The organism is Nocardia sp. NPDC057663 (genome assembly GCF_042799895.1).
GTDB lineage: Bacteria > Actinomycetota > Actinomycetes > Mycobacteriales > Mycobacteriaceae > Nocardia.
In genome coordinates this window covers 136,014-152,230 of sequence record NZ_JBHVHX010000012.1, presented here as the reverse complement: position 1 = coordinate 152,230, position 16,217 = coordinate 136,014, and the positions used below count along the sequence as shown (strand labels likewise).

Below are 16,217 nucleotides of genomic sequence, written 5' to 3'. Positions count from 1 at the left end.
GGAGACGCCATGGAATTCGGAGCGGTACTTCAGTGCAATCCACCGGCCGCGCGCACCCTGCAGCTGGCGAAACTGGCCGAGGCGCACGGCTTCAGCCACCTGTGGACCTTCGATTCGCATCTGCTGTGGCAGGAGCCGTATGTGCTCTACAGCCAGATCCTGCACGAGACGAAGCGGATCACGGTGGGACCCATGGTGACCAATCCGGCGACTCGGGACTGGACCGTCACCGCCTCGCTGTACGCGACGCTGAACCAGATGTACGGCAACCGCACGATCTGCGGGATCGGACGCGGCGATTCGGCGGTGCGCGTGGGTGGCGGGAAGCCGACCACGCTGGCCGTCCTGCGTGAATCGGTCCACGTGATCCGCGAACTGGCGAACTCGCGCCCGGTCGAATACAACGGCAGCACACTACAATTCCCCTGGAGCACCGGCTCGGCCCTCGAGGTCTGGGTCGCCGCGTACGGGCCGAAGGCGCTGGCGCTGGCCGGCGAGGTCGCCGACGGCTACATCCTGCAACTGGCCGATCTCGATATCGCCGAGTGGATGATCGGGACCGTCAGATCCGCGGCGAAAGCCGCTGGACGAGACCCGGATTCGATCAAGATCTGCGTCGCCGCGCCGATGTACATCGGCACCGATCGCGCCCACATGCGTGAGCAGTGCCGCTGGTTCGGCGGCATGGTCGGCAATCACGTCGCCGACATCGTCACCAGGTACGGGACCGGCGGCGGCATTCCGACGGCGCTGACCGACTACATCGCCGATCGGCACGGCTACGACTACAACGAGCACGGCCGAGCCGGAAACACCCACGCCGACTTCGTCTCCGACGAGATCGTGGAGCGCTTCTGCGTGCTCGGCACCCCCGAGGAGCACATCGCGAAACTGCGGGCCCTCGCCGATCTCGGCGTCGACCAGTTCGCGGGCTATCTGCAACACGACAACAAGGAGGAGACCTTGCGTGTCTACGGCGAGACGGTGATCCCGCGGCTGCGCCAGGCCGTCACCGCGACGACGGTGTCGGCATGACCGGGGCGACGGTCGGCGTCGACCTGGACGCACGCGCCTACGAACTCGATCGCGCCCACGTGTTCCACTCGTGGTCGGCGCAGGCGAGCCTGGATCCGATGGTGCTGGCCGGTGGCCGCGGCTGCCGGGTGTGGGACCACGCGGGCCGCGAGTACCTGGACTTCGCCAGTCAGATGGTGAATGTCAATATCGGACACCAGCATCCGGTGGTCACGGCCGCGATCGCCGAGCAGGCCGCCCGCCTGACCACCATCGGTCCAGCGGTGGCGAATCTGCAGCGCGGCGAGGCGGCGGCGCGGATCACCGAGCGCGCGCCGGACGGCATGAACAAGGTGTTCTTCACCAACGGCGGCGCCGACGCCGTCGAGAACGCGATCCGGATGGCGCGCCTGCACACCGGTCGCGACAAGGTGCTCTCGGCTTACCGGTCCTATCACGGCAATACCGGTGCGGCGGTGGTCGCCACCGGCGACTGGCGCCGTCTGCCGAACGAGTACGCGCGCGGCCACGTCCACTATTTCGGCCCCTACCTGTATCGCAGCGAGTTCTGGGCGCAGACGCCGGAACAGGAGAGCGAACGCGCGCTGCGGCATCTGGAACGGGTGGTACAGGCCGAGGGGCCGCAGACCGTCGCGGCGATCCTGGTGGAGAGCGTGCCCGGCACCGCGGGCATCCTCGTGCCGCCGCCCGGCTATCTGGCCGGGGTGCGCGCCATCGCCGACCGCTACGGCATCGTGCTGATCCTCGACGAGGTGATGTGCGGATTCGGTCGCACCGGAAGGTGGTTCGCGTTCGACGGCTACGGGGTCACTCCCGACCTGATCACCTTCGCCAAGGGCGTGAACTCCGGGTACGTGCCGGTCGGCGGCGTGGTGATCTCCGACGCCATCGCCGCCACCTTCGACGACCGGATCTTCCCCGGCGGCCTGACCTACAGCGGGCATCCGCTGGCGGCAGCCTCGATCGTGGCCGCGCTCGACACCATGGCCGCCGAGGGCATCGTCGACAACGCCGAGCGGATCGGGCGCACGGTGATCGGCCCCGCGCTGGACAAGCTCGCCGCCGAGCATCCGATCGTCGGCGAGGTGCGGGGCGAAGGCGTGTTCTGGGCGATCGAGCTCGTCGCCGACCAGGCGACCCGCGAGCCGGTCGACGCCGCCACCATCGCGCGGATCAAGGCCGGGCTGGCCGCCAGGGGCGTGCTGGTGTTCGGCGCCGACAACCGGATTCATTTCGTCCCGCCCTGCGTGGTCACCGAGGCCGAGGTCGCCGAGGCCGTCGCCGCGCTGAGTGAAGTACTGGCCAAACCTTGGGAGATCCGATGACGCATCCCACCGACACACTCGAGCACTGGGTCGACGGCAAGCCGTGGACCGGTGAATCCACCCGTACCGCACCGGTATTCGACCCGGCCCTCGGCGTGCCGCGCCGTACAGTCCGGATGGCGACGGCCGCCGATGTCGACGCCGCGGTCAAGGCCGCCGCGGCCGCGCTGCCCGGCTGGCGCGATTCCTCGATCGCCACCAGGCACCGTTTCCTGCTGAACTTCCGCGAACTGCTCAATGCCCGCAAGGACGCGCTGGCCGAGATCCTCACCGCCGAACACGGCAAGGTGCTCGCCGACGCGGCAGGGGAGATCGCGCGTGGGCTCGAGGTGGTGGAGTTCGCGCTGTCGATGCCGCACCTGCTCAAGGGCGAGTTCAGCCAGAACGCCTCGACCGGGGTCGATGTGTACTCGGTGCGCGAACCGGTGGGCGTGGTCGGCATCATCAGCCCGTTCAACTTCCCGGCCATGGTTCCGCTGTGGTTCTTCCCGATCGCCATCGCGGCGGGCAACACCGTCGTGCTCAAGCCGAGCGAGAAGGATCCGTCGGCGGCGAACTGGCTGGCCGAGGTCGCCGCCGACGCCGGGCTCCCGGCCGGGGTGCTCAATGTGGTGCACGGCGACAAGGAGGCCGTGGACGCGCTGCTCACCCATCCCGAGGTCGGGGCCATCTCGTTCGTCGGCTCGACGCCGATCGCCGCGTACGTGTACCGGACCGCGAGCGCACACGGCAAGCGCGTGCAGGCCCTCGGCGGGGCGAAGAACCACATGCTGGTGCTGCCCGACGCCGACCTCGATCTGGCCGCCGACGCCGCCGTCAACGCCGGATTCGGGTCGGCGGGCGAGCGGTGCATGGCGGTCAGCGTGGTGCTGGCCACCGAGTCCGTCGCCGACGACCTGGTGGCGCGTATCGCCGAGCGGATGAAGGACCTGCGCACCGGCGACGGCCGCCGCGGCTGCGACATGGGCCCGCTGATCACCCGCGAACACCGCGACAAGGTGGCCGGCTACCTCGACACCGCTGTCGCCGACGCGGCGAAGCTGGTGGTCGACGGGCGCGAGTCGAGCTTCGACGGCGACCCGAACGGCTTCTGGCTCGGTCCCACCCTGATCGACCGGGTGCCGGTGAGCTCGGCGGTGTACCGCGACGAGATCTTCGGCCCTGTCCTGTCGGTGGTGCGGGTCGAGGGGTTCGAGCAGGCCGTCGAGCTGATCAACGCCTCGCCCTACGGCAACGGCACCGCCATCTTCACCAACGACGGCGGTGCCGCGCGGCGCTTCCAGCGGCAGGTGAACGTGGGCATGATCGGCGTCAACGTGCCGATCCCGGTGCCGGTGGCCTACCACAGTTTCGGCGGCTGGAAGGCGTCGCTGTTCGGCGACGCGAAAGCCTACGGCCCCACCGGTTTCGCCTTCTTCACCCAGGAGAAGGCGATCACTTCCCGCTGGCTCGATCCGAGCCACGGCGGCATCGACCTCGGTTTTCCGCGGAACAGTTAGCACGATCGAAGCACGAAGGACATCCGATGACAGAAACTCGGGTACGGCCGTCCGATGACGTGCCGGGCGGTTCCACGCTGGTCAACGACGACTTGGCACCAACTACCAAGGAGACGGCGACCTGGCGTACCTGGGACATCTTCTGCCTCTGGATGACCTCGGCGCACAGCATCGCCAGCTACGGCTTCGCCGTCGGCATGCTCGCCCTCGGCATGACCGGTTGGCAGACGATGCTCGCGCTGTTCGCCGGTGTCCTGCTGCTGTGGCTGGGCAGCAACCTGATCGGCGTCGCGGGGCAGAAGGTCGGGGTGCCGTTCCCGGTCTTCGCCCGTGGCGCGTTCGGGGTGTTCGGCGCCAATGTCCCCGCGTTGCTGCGGGCCCTGGTCGCGGTGTTCTGGTACGGCATCCAGACCTACCTGGCCTCGACCGCGCTGATGATCCTGCTGCTGCGCGTGGCGCCCGGGCTCGAGTCGTTGACCCACAACGACGTGCTCGGCCTGTCCACGCTGGGCTGGATCGCGTTCCTGGTGCTGTGGACCGTCCAGCTGGCGATCATCAACTACGGCATGGAGGTGGTGCGCAAGGCCTCCGACTTCGCCGGACCCGCGGTCTGGATCGGGATGATCGCGTTGGCGATCTGGATTCTCGGCAAGGCCGACTGGAGCATCGATTTCAACGCGCGGGCCGGGGAGCCGCTCAGCGGCGGTGCGACCGTCGCGACGTTCGTCGGCGTGGCGTTCCTGATGGTGGCGTTCATGGCGGGTCCGCTGGTGAACTACGCCGATTTCGCGCGCTTCTCGCCCAGTCGCAAGGCGGTGCTGCGTGGCAACGCCTGGGGCATTCCGTTCAACGAGACCGCGTTCGTGGTGCTGTCCATCGTGATCGCGCTGGCCACCCTGAAGGTGTACGGCAAGGTGCTCGCCGACCCGGTGGCCCTGGTCGCCGATATCGACAGCGACGTGATCGTGGTCGTCGCGGCCGTGCTGTTCGCCACCGCGACCGTCGGCATCAACGTGGTGCTCAACTTCGTCTCGCCCGCCTACGACATCTCCAACGCGGCGCCGAAGTACATCTCGTTCCGTACGGGTGGCGTGATCACCGCCCTGCTGTCGATCGTGGTGCTGCCGTGGAAGCTGTGGGAGAACCAGGACTTCATCATCTACTTCCTCGGCGGCGTCGGCGCCCTGATGGGCCCGGTGTTCGGCATCCTGGTGGTGGACTACTACCTGGTGCGCCGCCAGCGCACCGTCCAGGCCGACCTCTACAGCGACCAGCCCACCGGAAGCTACTGGTACATCCGCGGCTTCAACCCCAAGGCGCTGATCGCCCTCGGCATCGCCGGTCCGGTCGCGGTGGTCGTCGCCCTCGCCCCCGACTCCGGCAACATCACCGCCCTGTCCTGGCCGGTCGGCGCCGCCATCGGTGCCCTGATCATGTACGCCCTCAACGCCCGCCGGTCATCCACCCCGCACTGACCGGCAACACGGCGGGTAACCGATGCCGCCGCAGCATCGAATCTCCACCCGATAGATGCCGGATCGCGCTAGCTTGGATATGTACGGATTGTTCGGGGGTCCGTATGCCGACTGAAACGCCGGTGACGCCGATTCGCTTCGAGGGGTGGTCACATGGAACCGGAGCCGACCCGTATAGAGCGCGGGCCGTCCGAGTCGTCTCCGGTGGCGACGAATACCCAGCGGGCCAAGGTGCCGGGTGAGATCGACGAGGCGGTCGTCGCCGAGCTCGACGCCATGGGTCTCACCGGAGCCAAGGAGATCGGGCGCGGCGGATTCGGCGTGGTGTACCGGTGCTTGCAGCCCGCATTGGACCGGGTCGTCGCGGTGAAGGTGCTGTCCTCGGAGATCGATCAGGAGAGCCGGGAACGGTTCCTGCGCGAGGAACAGGCGATGGGCAGGCTGTCCGGGCATCCGAACATCGTCGACATCCTGCAGGTCGACATGACCGCGACCGGGCTACCGCTGATCGTCATGCCGTACTGCTCGCACGGTTCGCTCGAACGTCTCATCCACGATCGCGGACCGTTGACCTGGGCCGATACCCTGCGCGCCGGGGTGAAGCTGGCGGCGGCGATCGAGTCGGCGCACCGGGCCGGGATCTTGCACCGCGATGTGAAACCGGCGAACGTGCTGATCAGCGGGTACGGCGAGCCGCAGCTCACCGATTTCGGCATCGCCCGCATCCCCGGTGGATTCCAGACCTCGAGCAGCATGATCACCGGTTCGCCCGCGTTCACCGCGCCCGAGGTGCTCAAAGGCCATGAACCGACCGTGCGGTCTGATATCTATGGGCTCGGCGCGACCCTGTTCGCCCTGCTGACCGGCCACGCCGCCTTCGAGCGGCAGGCGGGGGAGAAGGTGGTCGCGCAGTTCCTGCGGATCACCACCCAGCCGGTGCCGGATCTGCGCGCCATGGACATCCCCGCCGACGTGGCCGCGGTGATCGAACAGGCCATGTCGCCCGACCCGGACGACCGCCCCGCCTCGGCCTACGAATTCGGCGAGATGCTGCGCCAGGTGCAGCGCGCGCACGGCCAGATGCCCGACGAGATGGCCCTGCTCGACACCGCCACGGAAGCCACCGAGGCGAACACCCCGGAATCGCTGAAGGCCGTCACCGCCCGCCGCAGCTGGCCGCTGACCTTGCAGCCCGGCGCCTCGGTGCCGTTGCGCAGCGGCAACACCGGCACCTTCCCACCGACCGCGGCGACGAAGTTCCGTCCGCCGACTCCCGCCCGAGAGCCGTTGCCGCGGCAGCGGCTGCTCGACGTACTGCGCGCCGGTGGCCGTCGCAGACTCGCCCTGGTCCACGCGCCCGCCGGATTCGGCAAGAGCACGGTCGCCGCGCAGTGGCGGGCCGACCTGATCGCCCGCGATATCCCGGTGGCCTGGCTCGGCATCGACCAGGACGACGACAGCGAGATCTGGTTCCTCGCCCACCTGCTCGAGGCCATCCACCGGGTCCGCCCCGACGTGGGCGCGGGCCTGGAGCAGGTGCTCGAGGAGCGTCCCGCCGACGCGGCCGCGTTCGTGATCGCGACCCTGATCGATGAGATCCACGCCAGCGACCGCAGCGTGGTGGTGTTCGTCGACGACTGGCATCGGGTCCGCGACCCCGGCGTGCACCGCGCGATGGCGACGCTGCTCGACAACGGCTGTCACCATGTGCGTTTCGTAGTGACCAGCCGGGACCAGTCCGGTCTGCCGATCAGCAGGCTGCGGGTGCGCGACGAGCTGGTGGAGCTGGCCGCAGTGGAGCTGCGGCTCACCGAGGCCGAGACGCGGCAGATTCTGGTGGAGCGCAACGGGTTTGCGCTCACTGACGAGCAGGTCGAGCAGATCCACACGGCCACCGAGGGCTGGCCCGCCGCGATCCAGCTGGTGAGTCTGACCCTGCGCGGCAAGGCCGATCCGGCTCAGCTGCTCGGTCAGCTCGCCGAGGGCGGGCACGGGATGCGGGAGTACCTGGCCGAGAACGTCCTGGACAGCATGGATCCGGAGCTGCTGGAGTTCCTGATGGCGATCTCGGTGGTCGAGCGGGTCAGCGGCTCGCTGGCCTCGCTGCTCGCCGATGTTCCCGACGGCGCGACGATGCTGGAACAAGCCGAGCAGCGCGAGTTGTTCGTGCACCGGATCGAGCACGACCCGGAGTGGTACCGGATGCAGCCGCTGTTCGCCGAGCACCTGCGCACCCGGCTCGAACGCATGCACCCCGGACGCGCGAAGATACTGCACCGCAAGGCGGCTCGCTGGTATGCCGAGCACAACCTGCTGCGCAAGTCGGTCGACCACGCACTGGCCGCGACCGATCTCAAGCTCGCAGGCGACCTGCTCGAGAGCGGCGGCATGGACCTGATCGACCGCTCCCGGCTGGCGACCCTGCTGGGCAGCGTGTCCAAACTGCCGGTGCAACAGGTGACGTCACGATCCAAGCTGCTGATGGCCGTCGCTCGCGCCAATATGAACCTTCAGCAGACCAGCACGGCGCGCGCGGCGCTGGGCAGGCTGTCGAACCTGCTCGCCCGTGGTGGCGGCGAGCCGGAGCTGGCCGAACAACTCGGTGCGGCAACGGTGCTCGACGCCGCCGACCGGGTGGCGCACGATGACACCGCGGAGGTGGCCGACCATCTCGCGGACCTGCTGGCCGACCCGGGTGAGCTGCCCGCGTGGATGGTCTCGACCGCAGCCAACTTGATCTCGTTCGTCCGGATCTGCGAATTCGACTTCGCGGGTGTGACGAAGATGCAGGACTGGGCCGCGGACTATCACGTGCAGTCGAAGGACCCGCTCGGCGCGGTCTTCGGGCTCTGCTGCCGTGGTGCCGCCGCCTATGAGCGACTCGACATCGCCACCGCCACCGAGTGTTTCGAGCTGGCCTACGAGAAGGCACGGGACCGGGCGGGCCCGCGCTCGGACGCCGTGCGCGTCGCCGCCGCGCTGCTGGGCGAAGTGGCCTATCGCCATGGCGATCTGGCGCTGGCGGATCGGCTGCTCGACGAGAGCCACGAACTGGTCACCCGGGTCGGCCCGGTCGACTTCCTGGTTGCGACCTTCGTGATCGGGGCGCGGGTGAAGGCCGCGCTCGGCGACAAGTACACGGCGGCGGCGCGCCTGGACGAAGGCGCGCGAGTGGCCGCGGAGAACGGACTGGCCCGGCTCGACGCGCATGTGCGGGCCGAGCGGTCCCGGCTGGGCCTGCCCACCGGCGACAGCGCCGACCGGTTCGCCGCCGAGCTGTCCGGCAACGGCAAGCGGCGCAAGTCCGGGGCTGCCGTGCTCATCGCGGAGGCCCGCGAGATCGCCGAGATCAGGGTACTGCTGGCCGAACAGCGTCTGCGGGCCGACGATCGGGCCGCCCGGCACGCCAGGGTGCTCTACGCGCGGCTGCTCGACCAGCCCCGGCCGCGTGCGGAATTGGACGCGACGCTGCTGCTGGCGGAGTGCCTGGCGGCGGCGGGCTGGGTCGGCGAGGCCACCGGGCTGGTGCTGCCGGTGCTGTGCACCTGCGCCGACCTCGGCTGGACCCGGCCGCTGCTCGACGCCGGTCCCGGCGTCGTCGGGCTGCTGCACGTGCTGCGCACGCAAGCCCATGACGAGCAGCATCATCCGGTGCTCGACGGGGTGCCGAGCGACTTTCTCGACGAGCTGCTCGCCTGAGCTCGGGTGCGCGCACCCGAGCTCAGGCGCGAACTACGGCTGCCACCAGGGGCGCAGCGGCACATCCCAGGCGCTGTCGGAACCCAGCTTCACGCCGAGCACGTGATGCAGCTGCACCACATTGCGCTGGAAGCCGAGCCTGCACCCGGCCATGTACAGGCCCCACACCTTCGCGGTGCCCTCGCCGACCTCGGCGACGCAGGCGTCCCAGTTGTCGACCAGGTTCTTGCACCATTCGTGCAGGGTCAGTGCGTAGTGCTCGCGCAGGTTCTCCTCGTGCAGCACCTCGAGCCCGATGTTCTGGATCTCGGAGATGATGCGGCCGGAGCCGATCAGCTCGCCGTCCGGGAACACGTAGCGGTCGATGAAATCGCCCGCCTTGGTGGTGCGGGTGTTGTCCGGCCGGGTGATGCAGTGGTTGAGGAACAGGCCGCCGTCACGCAGCTTGTCCTTGATGTAGCCGAAGTAGAACGGGTAGTTGTGCACACCGATGTGCTCGGTGAGCCCGATGGAGGAGACCGCGTCGAATTCGCCCTCGGGGATGTCGCGGTAGTCGCTGTGCCTGACCTCGGCCAGCTCGCTCAGGCCCTCCTCGGCGATCTTCTGCTGCGCCCACGCGGCCTGCTCGGCCGAGAGCGTCGCGCCGATCACCGTGACTCCGCGCCGGGCCGCGTAGCGGACCATGCCGCCCCAGCCGCAGCCGATGTCGAGCAGCCGGTCGCCTTCTTTCAGCCGCAGCTTCTCGAAGATCAGCCGGTACTTGTTCTCCTGCGCCTGCTCGAGGGTCCAGTCCGGATCGCCGTAGACCGCACAGGTGTAGGTCATCGACGGGCCCAGGACGTACTCGTAGAACTTGTTCGAGACGTCGTAGTGGTGGTGGATGGCCTCGGCGTCGCGGGTCTTGGAGTGGCGCAGGCCTTCCAGTGCGATCCGACGCCAGCGGGGCAGCGTCTCCTGTGGCGGCGGCGCGATCGGCTTGAGCCGTTCCCAGCCCAGCGAGCGCGCGATGGTGACCAGCGACAGCGCCGACGGGCGATGGAACTTCATCGCCTGCATGGCCTTCAAGATGTCGTACGGGTCGCCGGGATGCACACCCTCGGCGACCATGTCGCCCGCGATGTAGGCGCGCGCCATGCCGAGGTCGCCGGGCGCCGAGGCCAGGTAGTTGATGCCGCGTGGCGTCTTGATCTCGAGGGTGTAGGGCGCGGTCTCCGGTCCCGTCGCGCTGCCGTCGTACGCCTTCAGGCGGATCGGGATCTCACCGTCGATGAGAGTCTCGAACACTTCGGCAATGCTGAGCCGGGTTCCCAGCTCGGCGAATACCTCGGATCGGTCCTTGAATGTCGTCACTTGCGTTGCACCGCCTTCGAATACAGATTCAGCAGTCGTTGGTCCGGGTCGTAACGGTTCTTCAGTGCGGAATAGGTCTCGCCGCCGTACAGCTCGGCGAATTCGTCCTCGGCGTAGTAGGAATCCGAGTACAGCGACTTGTGCCCGTCGAATTCGGACACGATCTTCTCGATCGCGCGGTTGGCCGCCCCGTCCGGTTGTCCCGGCTTGCTCGGGACGGCGGACCAGAATCCGACATTGACGTAGGTGCGCCGTGGTTCGAGCGGGTACAGCGGCCACGGACGGTCGCCCGCCGGGTCGCCGGCGTTGTCGCGCAACCGCAACGGGCACAACCAGATCGGTTCGATCGGTATTTCCTTCAGGAACCATTCGACGAAGTCGGCGGTGCGGTGCACCGGCACCTCGATGTCCTGGACCACCCGTTCCTGCGGGGGGTTGCCCTTGCGGGCTTCCAGGCGGTCGCCGATGTGGTACTTGCGGTCGAGGGCGACCAGCTTCCAGTAGAAACTGCTGCGGCGGAACGCCTTCGGCCAGAATCGGCGGATCTTCGGGTTCTGGGTGCCGAAGGCGCGCGAGCACCAGAACCAGTCGGTGTCCCAGCGCCACAGGTAGTCGTGGATGGTCAGCCGGTCCGGTTTCACCCCGTTGGGGTGCTGGATGGACCGGTAGTAGATGTCCATGCCGGTGTAGTCGCTGACCGGGCCGGGTTCGTCGGTCTGCCTGCCCAGGGTCAGGTAGCTCTCGGTCGCGGTGAACACGACGCCGTCGAGGTAGTCGACCGGCTCGCCGTCGTAGCTGCGCTCGGTGACGATGCGCTCGAGCTCGGCTTCCAGCTCGCGCAGGTCGTGGAAGCGCACGTGGCGCAACGCGACATAGGGCTTGACGGGTTCGAGCTCGATCTTCAACCGGACCGTGTAACCCAGGGTGCCGTAGGAGTTGGGGAAGCCCTTGAACAGATCGGCACGGTCGCCGTCCGGCTTGACGGTGATGATCTCGCCGGAACCGGTCAGCACGTCCATTTCCAGCACGGATTCGTGCGGCAGACCGTTGCGGAACGAGGTCGACTCGATGCCGAGGCCGGTGACCGCGCCACCCAGGGTGATGGTCTTGAGCTGGGGCACCACCAGCGGCGCCAGACCGTAGGGGAGGGTCGCCGCGACCAGGTCCTCATAGGTGGTCATGCCGGCGACGTCCGCGGTCCTGGACTTCGGGTCGACGGCGATCACCTGCCCGAGACCCGACACGTCGAGACCGGGCGCGGTGGTCGCCGCCCTGGCCCGGAACAAGTTCGACGTCTTCTTCGCCAAACGGACGACGGCGCCGGGTGGAATGGCGCGATAACTCGCCAGCAGTCGCTCCACACCCGCTCGGTGCGCGGCATATCCAGACTCGCGTGCGGCCGGTTCGTGGCCGGCCCTACCCAAAAGACTCACTGCCACGGGTTCGACGCTAGTACGACCGTGTCCTCCGGGCTACCGGATACTCGCACGCCACGACGAAATGTCACGCATATGTATCCGGTTGGGCCAACCTGGTCGGGCGATCCATTGTGGCGCAGTGCAGGATGTAACCAGGTCGAGACATCGCACCCCCGACAAGGAGTCAACAGTGGGACAGGTCAGCGCCAGCAGTTCGGTCGTCGTCGCCGCGGATCCGCAGCGCACCCTCGAAGCGATCGGCGACTACGAGACGATCCGACCGCGCATCCTCTCCTCGCACTACCACGACTACAAGGTCGTCGAGGGCGGCAAGGGCGCGGGCACCGTGGTGGAGTGGACGTTGCAGGCCACCGAGAAGCGCTCGCGCAACGTGCGCGCGAACGTCACCGTGTCGGACTCGATCCTCACCGAGCGCGACGCCAACTCCTCGATGGTCAACACCTGGACCGTGACCCCGGACGGCGCGGGCTCCCAGGTCACCCTCCGCACCACCTGGCAGGGCGCAGGCGGTGTGTCGGGCATCTTCGAGGGCATCTTCGCCCCGCTCGGCCTGAAGAAGATCCAGGCCGAGGTGCTCGCCAACCTGGCGCGCGAGCTCGCCTGAGGTCTACTCCTTGCCGATGTCGAAGAGGTTTCCTTCGGGGTCGGCGAGGGTGACCCACTGCTGGCCGTACTCGTCGAAGTCGCCGACGTGCTTGGCGCCCAAGCTGATCGCGCGCTCGACGTAGTCGCGCCATTGGACGGAGTGGAAGTCCAGGTGCACGACGTTCTTGCCCGGCGTCTTGTCGGGCACCTGGATGAACATCAGCACGGGCGAGGCGCCGGAGGTCTGGCCGACGGTGGCGAAGAAGGCGGAGGCCTCCGGGTCGACGGGGCGGTCGAGCAGCTGGGCGTAGAACTCGGCCAGCGCGTTCGCGTTGCCGCAGTCGAACGTGACATTGCCCAGGGCGAGGGTCATCGGGTTTCTCCTTCGGTGATCGGCCAGCACACTTCGGTGCGGTAGTCGGCCGGGTTATCGGTGATGTCCGGGCCGACGAGATAGCGCTCGCGGACCGGCTCGTCGGGAAGAACGGTGTCGTGCTCGGCGACATGGCTGCCCAGCGCGCCGTAGGTGCGGTCGAAGTCCTCGAACGCGCCCGTGTGCACGGCGACGGCGAAGCGGCGGGCGCCGAACTCGGTGATCGCCAGCCCCTCGGGCGCGGTGAGCTCGGTGCCCGGCGGCAGCGGTACGTACGCGGTGACCGCGCCGGTGTCCTCGGCGAAGAACTCCGTCGAATAGGTCGCGCCCGCAACGCCTCCCGGTGTCACACCCGCACCGAGCAGGGTCACGTACAGCTGCTCGAACGCGGTGCCGCACCACTGGGATATCGCGCCACGCTCGACCCGCTCGGTGCGGGTGAGCGCGGTGAACGCGGGCTCGACCCGGTAGTCGACGCGCAACGGCGGCGCGGGCACGGTGAGCAGCGCGCGCAGCGACGCGACGACATCGCGGGTCCGCTGTAATTCGGCTTCCATCCTGGTCAGATGCGCGCGCAGGGTCGCGTCGCGGCCGGCCGGGTCGGCGGCGGCGAGGACGGTGCGGATCTGCGGGAGCGGCATGTCCAGATCGCGGAGTCTGCGGATCAGGTGCGCCGTCTCCACCTGGGCGGTGGAGTAGCGGCGGTACCCGGTGCCCGCGTCCACCGCGACCGGCTCCAGCAGCTCGATCTCGTGGTAGTAGCGCAGCGTCTTGACGCTCAGATGGGTGAGGCGGGCGAACTCGCCGATCGCCACGGTGGCTGTCATGAGGATCAGCCAACACCCTCCAGCGGGGGGAGGGTCAATATCGGCTCACGCGGGCGCGAGGATGAACGCGGTGATCAGCGGCCACTCGCCCTCGCGCCACCACGAATAGCCGAACCAGACGCCCGGGGTGATCTCGCGGATCTCGTCGTAGATCTGCGGTGTCGGTGACGGGGCGTAGTTCAGGGCCCAGGCGGGACGGCCGTCGAGGATGGACGGCGTCTGGTAGACGTCGGCGGGGAACGCCTCGGTGCCGACCACCCGGTTGGTCAGGGTGCCGCCGTCGGGGCCGGTGCGGAACACCTTGCCGGTCCACAGGGCGGGCGCCACCGCCACCAGCTGCGGCGGGCGGGTCACCCAGCCGTTGGTGACACCCATCGGCACGCTGCCCGCCTGCGCGTCGCGGTAGATCTGATCCTGCTGGGTGACACTGCAGCGATTACGCAGCGAATTGAGGGTCGCCGCGGAATTGCCGGGGTCGACAACGCAGCCGTTCCCGTAGTCGGCGAGCGCCGCGGCAGGCTCGGCCGACGCGGTGACCGGCGCTAGAACGAGCAGGCCAACAGCTGATACCGAGGCGGTGATCAGGGACAGGCGGATGACGCTCATCTGTTCTCCCTAGAATTGCTGAACCTGGATCCGACCCCGATCAATCCTAGGCGCGAGGCCCCTCTCCGGATCTGTCGCGGACAGGCAGCAATCAAGGTGTTACCAGGCAGGTCACGGATAACGGCACGGTCGGTATGCGCCGTCGCGGTGGCGGGTGTGGGAGTATCCCGGCGGCGCGTGAGGACTACGCTTGACGCGGACGAAACTTCTGGAGAGGACGTGCTGTGCAACCCGGTGATGGTCAGTTCGATATGCAGGCCCTGCTCGCGCAAGCCCAGCAGATGCAGCAGGCGGTGATGCAGGCCCAGGCCGAGCTCGCCGAGTCCGAAGTGCAGGGACAGGCCGGTGGTGGTCTGGTCCAGGCAACCATCAAGGTCAGCGGTGAGATCATCGCGCTGACGATCGACCCGAAGATCGTCGACCCGTCCGATGTCGACGGCCTGCAGGACCTGGTGATCGGCGCGATCAACGACGCCATGGCCAATGCGCAGAAGCTCGCGGCCGAGCGGCTCGGCCCGCTCTCGGCCGGTCTCGGTGGCGGTTCGCTGCCCGGTCTGCCCGATTTCTGATGTATGAGGGGCCGGTTCAGGATCTGATCGACGAGCTGGGCAAGCTGCCCGGCGTCGGTCCGAAGAGCGCACAGCGCATCGCGTTTCATCTGCTCCAGGTGGAGCCGCCGGAGATCGACCGGTTGCAGGCCGCGCTGCAGAAGGTGCGCGACGGTGTGCAGTTCTGCGTCTCGTGCGGCACCGTCGCCGATGGTGAGCTGTGCAGGATCTGTGCTGACCCGCGCCGCGACCGCACGATGATCTGTGTGGTCGAGGAACCCAAGGACGTGCAGGCGATCGAGCGCACCCGCGAGTTCCGTGGTCGCTACCACGTGCTCGGTGGTGCGCTCGATCCGCTCAGCGGCGTCGGCCCCGATCAGCTGCGGATCAGGGAACTGCTGACCCGCATCGGCAATCAGGACGACGGCGTCGATGTGAGCGAGGTGATCATCGCGACCGACCCGAACACCGAGGGCGAGGCGACGGCCACCTACCTGGTGCGCATGCTGCGCGATTTCCCCGGTCTCACCGTCACCCGCCTGGCCTCGGGCCTGCCGATGGGCGGTGACCTGGAGTTCGCCGACGAGCTGACGCTGGGCCGCGCGCTGTCGGGCAGGCGCGCGCTCTAGAACTCCACGCGGGTCCAGGTCACCTCGGAACCCGCGTCGGGCTGCTCGGTGGTCCAGTCCCAGATGATGCGGGCGACCTGTGCCGGATCGTCGACGGTGGCGCCGAAGTGCTTGTCGGGCGAGCCGTCGCGGTATTCGACCGTGTAGGGGCCGGTGGGGTCGCGGTAGGTCTGGATGTAGCGCTGCTCGCTGCGTTCGACGATCAGGTACGGGTTCGGGTCGGCCAGACCGGCGACCCAGCGGTGCGCCAATTCCTCGGTGAGATAAGGGAATTCGCCCGCACCACCGTGGGTGACGGCGACCGGGACGTGTCCGGCCGGGTCGATCAGCCAGGTCAGCTGCGGGTCGTAGACGGCGTAGCCGAGCGGGGTGGCGAGGTCGAAGAGCAGGGTGCGGACGAAGCCGATCGCGTCGTACGGCGAGGGGACGTAGAGCGTCGTCCCGTTCGCGCCACCGACGGACTCGACGCTGAGGAACGAGTCGTCCACCGGCAGTTCGTTGTTGCGCGCGTTCAACTCGGCCGCGATCTCGGCGATCGCGTCGGACTCCGGCTGACCTTCCTGGGCGGCCAGGTACGCGTCCACCTCGTCGACGGAGGTGGCGACGCCGGACGGCAAGAGGATGTGGTCGTAGCTCACCCGCTCAGCCTACGGTCTGTGACATCGGCGGCCGGCGCCGCGGGTATCGGCCCTGTGACCTCGATTCTTCCCTCCCTCCGGTCAGTCCGGAATCGAGGGCGAGCCGATATCGTTTCCGGTGTGTTTCGACCCGGTGCCCGTCGGGAAACTCCGGTTTCGTCAGGCCACGGGGCACGGGTGGGGTGTGGT

General features: G+C 68.3%; 14 protein-coding genes. 8 read left to right on the top strand and 6 right to left on the bottom strand.

The annotated features are described in order from the left end of the window. The first annotated feature begins 9 nt into the window (after nt 1-9). The 5 genes from ACFVAV_RS23800 (at nt 10) to ACFVAV_RS23780 (ending at nt 9,033) form a co-directional block, all read left to right on the top strand. Nucleotides 10-1,035, top strand: a complete 1,026-nt coding sequence (locus tag ACFVAV_RS23800; RefSeq protein ID WP_379037350.1) for a TIGR03842 family LLM class F420-dependent oxidoreductase — start codon at nt 10-12, stop codon at nt 1,033-1,035. Further along, the gene (locus ACFVAV_RS23795) at nt 1,032-2,360 is read left to right on the top strand and encodes an aspartate aminotransferase family protein (RefSeq protein ID WP_379037349.1); all 1,329 of its coding nucleotides are present in this window, start codon (nt 1,032-1,034) and stop codon (nt 2,358-2,360) included. Before ACFVAV_RS23800 ends, ACFVAV_RS23795 begins: the two co-directional genes overlap by 4 nt. Then, complete coding sequence (locus ACFVAV_RS23790) at nt 2,357-3,859, top strand: CoA-acylating methylmalonate-semialdehyde dehydrogenase (protein WP_379037348.1); 1,503 nt, start codon at nt 2,357-2,359, stop codon at nt 3,857-3,859. The genes ACFVAV_RS23795 and ACFVAV_RS23790 overlap by 4 nt, the downstream gene beginning before the upstream one ends. A gap of 26 nt (nt 3,860-3,885) precedes the next feature. Continuing rightward, nucleotides 3,886-5,334, top strand: coding sequence for an NCS1 family nucleobase:cation symporter-1 (locus ACFVAV_RS23785; RefSeq protein WP_379037347.1), 1,449 nt, complete (start codon nt 3,886-3,888; stop codon nt 5,332-5,334). A gap of 153 nt (nt 5,335-5,487) precedes the next feature. After that, nucleotides 5,488-9,033 (top strand): protein kinase, encoded by a 3,546-nt coding sequence (locus ACFVAV_RS23780; RefSeq protein ID WP_379037346.1) that lies wholly within the window; start codon nt 5,488-5,490, stop codon nt 9,031-9,033. Between the two features lie 33 nt (nt 9,034-9,066). Here the strand turns inward: ACFVAV_RS23780 and ACFVAV_RS23775 are convergent, their stop codons facing one another. Together ACFVAV_RS23775 and ACFVAV_RS23770 are read right to left on the bottom strand one after the other, a co-directional pair. Further along, complete coding sequence (locus ACFVAV_RS23775; RefSeq protein ID WP_379037344.1) at nt 9,067-10,383, bottom strand: class I SAM-dependent methyltransferase; 1,317 nt, start codon at nt 10,381-10,383, stop codon at nt 9,067-9,069. Next, nucleotides 10,380-11,816: an FAD-binding oxidoreductase gene (locus tag ACFVAV_RS23770; RefSeq protein ID WP_379037383.1), complete on the bottom strand. Its 1,437-nt coding sequence runs from the start codon at nt 11,814-11,816 to the stop codon at nt 10,380-10,382. Before ACFVAV_RS23770 ends, ACFVAV_RS23775 begins: the two co-directional genes overlap by 4 nt. A 175-nt stretch (nt 11,817-11,991) precedes the next feature. On the opposite strand from ACFVAV_RS23770, the gene ACFVAV_RS23765 reads away from it, so the two are divergent. After that, nucleotides 11,992-12,426, top strand: a complete 435-nt coding sequence (locus tag ACFVAV_RS23765) for an SRPBCC family protein (RefSeq protein WP_379037343.1) — start codon at nt 11,992-11,994, stop codon at nt 12,424-12,426. Nucleotides 12,427-12,429: 3 nt separating this feature from the next. Here the strand turns inward: ACFVAV_RS23765 and ACFVAV_RS23760 are convergent, their stop codons facing one another. Genes ACFVAV_RS23760 through ACFVAV_RS23750 form a run of 3 tightly spaced genes read right to left on the bottom strand, consistent with a single transcriptional unit; the run spans nt 12,430 to nt 14,213 of the window. Beyond that, nucleotides 12,430-12,780 (bottom strand): VOC family protein, encoded by a 351-nt coding sequence (locus ACFVAV_RS23760; protein WP_379037342.1) that lies wholly within the window; start codon nt 12,778-12,780, stop codon nt 12,430-12,432. Further along, nucleotides 12,777-13,607 carry a MerR family transcriptional regulator gene (locus ACFVAV_RS23755; protein WP_379037341.1) on the bottom strand — a complete coding sequence of 277 codons (831 nt, stop codon included), beginning with the start codon at nt 13,605-13,607 and terminating at the stop codon, nt 12,777-12,779. The genes ACFVAV_RS23760 and ACFVAV_RS23755 overlap by 4 nt, the downstream gene beginning before the upstream one ends. A gap of 45 nt (nt 13,608-13,652) precedes the next feature. Next, on the bottom strand, nt 13,653-14,213 hold the full coding sequence (locus ACFVAV_RS23750; RefSeq protein ID WP_379037340.1) for a hypothetical protein: 561 nt from the start codon (nt 14,211-14,213) through the stop codon (nt 13,653-13,655). Nucleotides 14,214-14,437: 224 nt separating this feature from the next. Between ACFVAV_RS23750 and ACFVAV_RS23745 the strand changes: the two genes are divergently transcribed. Together ACFVAV_RS23745 and recR are read left to right on the top strand one after the other, a co-directional pair. After that, nucleotides 14,438-14,782 (top strand): YbaB/EbfC family nucleoid-associated protein, encoded by a 345-nt coding sequence (locus tag ACFVAV_RS23745; protein ID WP_379037339.1) that lies wholly within the window; start codon nt 14,438-14,440, stop codon nt 14,780-14,782. Next, nucleotides 14,782-15,390 carry a recombination mediator RecR gene (gene recR, locus ACFVAV_RS23740; RefSeq protein ID WP_019044526.1) on the top strand — a complete coding sequence of 203 codons (609 nt, stop codon included), beginning with the start codon at nt 14,782-14,784 and terminating at the stop codon, nt 15,388-15,390. Before ACFVAV_RS23745 ends, recR begins: the two co-directional genes overlap by 1 nt. On the opposite strand, the gene ACFVAV_RS23735 is transcribed toward recR, so the two are convergent. Next, nucleotides 15,387-16,028, bottom strand: a complete 642-nt coding sequence (locus ACFVAV_RS23735) for a hypothetical protein (RefSeq protein WP_379037337.1) — start codon at nt 16,026-16,028, stop codon at nt 15,387-15,389. The genes recR and ACFVAV_RS23735 overlap by 4 nt on opposite strands. Nucleotides 16,029-16,217 lie beyond the last annotated feature (189 nt).